The sequence below is a fragment of the Rhodococcus sp. (in: high G+C Gram-positive bacteria) genome, from assembly GCF_049286785.1.
Classification (GTDB): Bacteria; Actinomycetota; Actinomycetes; order Mycobacteriales; family Mycobacteriaceae; genus Rhodococcus_F.
Window position 1 is genome coordinate 1 of sequence record NZ_JBAQEO010000254.1, and the last position, 3,973, is coordinate 3,973.

The following is a 3,973-nucleotide window of genomic DNA, read 5'->3' on the forward strand; positions in this document are numbered from 1 at the left end:
GAGATGCGCCGGCTCGGCGGTGCGGATTCGCCTGCGGTGCAGATGGTGGTCCAGCACCCCGAACTCGCGGAGTTGGTGCTGCCGAGTCTGCGCAACGACTACAAGGCCGTCGAGACCTACCGGTACCGGCCCGGGCCGGATGTCTCGTGCCCGATCGTTGCACTGCGCGGTGACGCCGACCCGTCGGTGTCCGAACCCGAGGTCAGGCAATGGGGCAGCTACACGACCGGGTCCTTCGAGTCGCGCGAATTTCGTGGCGGCCACTTCTATCTCGATGATCATTCCCGCGAGATCGCGTCACTGATCACCGCACGGTTGCGGTGACGCGCTGAGCCCGGCCCCGGGCAGTACCACAACTGGAGACCGTCCCGTGGCCTTGCCGGCGGACAGGACCATGGTCGCCCCGAGCGTCGTCTCGAAGTGGTCGAGGCTGTGCGGAACATCCCACGCCTGCAGGAGGGTTCGGCAACGGCGCCGCGCCGCGATACCCACGCCGGGACCCTGGTGGCGGGTCGGGATGAGGTGCGCGGGATTCCTCACCGGCGTGCCCACCGCGACGACGAACGAGACGGCCGGGATGGGTGCGGCATCATCTGGTGTCCGTGCCGGTAATGCCCCTGCGGATCTCTCCGGGGCTGTGTTCGGGACGGGTGAGGTCGCGATGTCCGGTCGAGTGCAGTTGCCAGGGCACGCTGATGACCATCACCCCCGGCTCGAACAGAAGTCGCCCCTTCAGGCGCAGCGAGCTCTGGTTGTGCAGCAGGTTTTCCCACCACCTGCCGACGACGTACTCGGGGATGTAGACGGCGACCACGTCGCGGGGGCTGGTGCGGCGGATACGTTTGACGTAGTCGACGACGGGCCGGGTGATTTCGCGGTAGGGGGACTCGATCACAGTGAGCGGGATGCTCACGTTGTGATCGTCCCACTCCTTGTGCAGGAGACGGGTATCGGAGTCGTCGACGTTCACGGTCAGGGCGACGATCGTGTCCGGCCTCGTGGCGCGTGCGAACTTGATCGCCCGATTAGTGGCCTTGTGCCACCCGGAGACCAGCACGATCGCGTGGACCCGGCTCGGCAGGGTGTCCTCGGTGTCCTCATCGGCCTCGAGTTCGGCGCGGACGGCCGCGTAGTGGCGATGAATCCCGTGCATGAGCAGGCACAGCACAGGAATGGCGATGACGACCAGGTAGGCGCCGTGGGTGAACTTGGTGATCATGACGACGACGAGGACGATCCCGGTGAAACAGGCCCCGAACGCGTTGATGCCACGGGCGCGGTGGATGCGGTGACGCTCCGCGGGTATGACGGCGCCCGCGAGTTCGCGGTTCCAGTGCCGCACCATTCCGGCCTGGCACAGGGTGAACGAGGTGAACACTCCCACGATGTAGAGCTGGATCAGGCGGGTCGCCGAGCCGTCGAACGCGTAGATCAGGGTGCTCGCGACCACCGCGAGCAGGATGATGCCGTTCGAGTAAGCCAGCCGGTCCCCGCGGGTGTGTAGCTGGCGGGGCAGGTATCGGTGTTGGGCCAGGATCGAGCTCAGTAGTGGAAAGCCGTTGTAGGCGGTGTTCGCGGCCAGGATCAGGATCAGCGCGGTGGTGGCCTGCATGTAGAAGAACCCGAGGCTGTCGTTGCCGAAGACCGCGGCGGCGATCTGGGCGATGACGGTGCGCTGCGGGTCCGTGGCGCAGTCGCCGGTGAATCCGATGAGATCGCAGGTGTTCTCGGCGACACGCGTGTGCGCGATCAGTGCGAGCGCGGTGACCCCGGTGAACATGGTGATCGAGATGGCGCCCATGGCGGCCATCGTGCGGGCGGCGTTGAGGGCCTTGGGTTTTTGAAATGCGGGCACCCCATTGGAGATGGCTTCGACCCCGGTCAGTGCGGTACACCCGGAGGAGAACGCGCGGAGCACCAGGAAGGCCACGGCAACAGTGTTGAGGCCGACCTGTTCGGCGTGGATCTGGTAGTGCGCGCTTTCGGCCTGCGGCGGATCACCGAGCAGCGCGCGCATGAGTCCGATAGCGATCATCACCAGCACCCCGGCGACGAACGCGTAGGTCGGGGTGGCGAACGCCCGGCCGGATTCGCGGATGCCGCGCAGATTCATCGCCGTGAGCAGCACGATGAACCCGATGCAGAGGGCCACCCGGTGCACATTCAGGTCGGGGATCGCGGAGATGATGTTGTCCACGCCCGCCGCGACGGACACCGCGACGGTCATCACGTAGTCGACCAGCAGGGCGGCCGCGACGACCAGTCCCGCGATCGGCCCCAGGTTCTCCGAGACGACCTCGTAGGATCCGCCGCCGCTGGGATAGGCGCGCACCACCTGACGGTAGGACAGCACCACCACGGCGAGGAGCACGACGACGGCACCGGCGATCCACGGCGCCATGTAGAGGTAGGTCAATCCGCCGAGGGTCAGGATCAACAGGATTTCCTGGGTTGCGTACGCCACCGAGGACAGGGGATCGCTCGCGAAGACGGGTAGCGCAATCCGTTTCGGCAACAGGGTGTGCCCGAGCCGGTCACTGCGCTGCGGGCGCCCCAGAACGATCCGCTTGAGTAACGATGCTGTTGATGCCACAACGATTCAGATTAGATTCGTGCGGACACGGTTGGCGGTGTCACCGCGTAGAAATCCCGTAAAGAAGCGGGCCCACCGTGTGCGGAAACCGTCAAGACCGCTCGCCGGCCCCGCGGGCGCGGTCGTATCGTCCGGGGTATGCGTGATCCGGACGCCTACGCAGGTTCCGCCGAATGCAGTGGTCGGTACTCCCGATCAGATCTGCGCGAGATAATCAACCACCAGTTCACGGTGGAAGTGCTCGATGCCCTCTCACAGGGATCACAGACGGTTGCGTCCCTCGGTGCGAACCTCGAGTTGAGTCCGCGCAGACTCATGGTGCCCCTGCGGACGCTTGCCACACATGGGCTGGTGGTCAGCGATCACATCGGCAGTTGGGATACCCGTGTAAGGCACGCCACCACGTATTGTTTGACCGACCGCGGCCGGCGAATTGCGGACATCCTGTCATCGTTCTGGGTGTGGGCATCTTTGTACGAGCCCGACAATTCCGACGGGAACTGACTTGGGGTGCCAGCGGCGTCCGGCTCCGGCACGGTGGTCACCACGTCAGGTCTCGCGAACAACCCACCTCGGTGGTTCGATGAGAATATCGCCCCCCGCACGGCCGTGCCCAACGCGGCGTGGCTGAAGACTTCACCAACTGGTGGATGATGACCAGGTGAGCAGCGACAACCGAGGCGGTCAGCGCAGGACCGTAGAGAGCCGACGCGGAGAACTCCGCATCTATCTCGGCGCAGCCCCGGGTGTCGGCAAGACGTACGCGATGCTCGGTGAGGCGCACCGCCGCCGCGGACGAGGCTGCGACGTGGTCGTGGCCGTGGTGCAGACCTACGGCCGCGAGCACACCACAGCCCAGCTCGCCGACCTCGAGGTGATTCCACCGAGGATCATCGACTACCGCGGGACGCGCGGCGCCGAGCTCGACGTGGCGGTGGTGCTGGCTCGGCGCCCCGCCCTGGCGCTGGTGGACGAACTTGCGCACACCAACACCCCGGGCAGCATCAACGCCAAGCGCTGGCAGGACGTGGAGCAACTCCTCGCCGCAGGAATCGATGTCCTGACCACACTCAACGTCCAGCACCTCGACAGCCTGGGCGACGTGGTCCGGCAGATCACCGGCGTGACCCCGCGCGAGACCGTCCCCGATGAGGTCGTGCGCGCGGCGGCGCAGGTCGAGTTGGTGGACATCACCCCGGAAGCGTTGCGGCGCAGATTATCCCACGGGAACATCTACGCCCCCGACAAGGTGGACGCGGAGCTGGGCAATTACTTCCGGCAGGGCAACCTGACCGCATTACGTGAACTAGCCCCAATACGGTTCAGTTAAGGGTGATTGCGGTATCGTGTCGAGGTGCCGCGTAGTGGATGGGTGAAGCC

The 3,973-nt window shown here is 65.8% G+C and carries 4 protein-coding genes and 1 pseudogene; 3 read left to right on the plus strand and 2 right to left on the minus strand.

The window, feature by feature from the left end; translation table 11 throughout:
• Positions 1-324 (plus strand): thioesterase II family protein (locus WAW17_RS10255; protein ID WP_422332878.1); only part of this gene is annotated, 324 nt, incomplete at its 5' end.
• Here the strand turns inward: WAW17_RS10255 and WAW17_RS10260 are convergent.
• Complete coding sequence (locus WAW17_RS10260) at positions 298-540, minus strand: hypothetical protein (RefSeq protein ID WP_422332879.1); 243 nt, start codon at positions 538-540, stop codon at positions 298-300. The two genes, WAW17_RS10255 and WAW17_RS10260, sit on opposite strands and share 27 nt — an antisense overlap.
• Positions 541-589: 49 nt before the next feature.
• Positions 590-2,593 (minus strand): APC family permease, encoded by a 2,004-nt coding sequence (locus WAW17_RS10265; protein ID WP_422332880.1) that lies wholly within the window; start codon positions 2,591-2,593, stop codon positions 590-592.
• Between the two features lie 138 nt (positions 2,594-2,731).
• On the opposite strand from WAW17_RS10265, the gene WAW17_RS10270 reads away from it, so the two are divergent.
• Both WAW17_RS10270 and WAW17_RS10275 read left to right on the plus strand, forming a co-directional pair.
• Entirely contained in the window at positions 2,732-3,097 is a 366-nt protein-coding gene (locus WAW17_RS10270) for a winged helix-turn-helix transcriptional regulator (protein WP_422332881.1), read from the plus strand.
• 157 nt (positions 3,098-3,254) lie between these two features.
• A pseudogene (locus WAW17_RS10275) lies at positions 3,255-3,905 on the plus strand (histidine kinase); the annotation flags it as partial.
• Positions 3,906-3,973 lie beyond the last annotated feature (68 nt).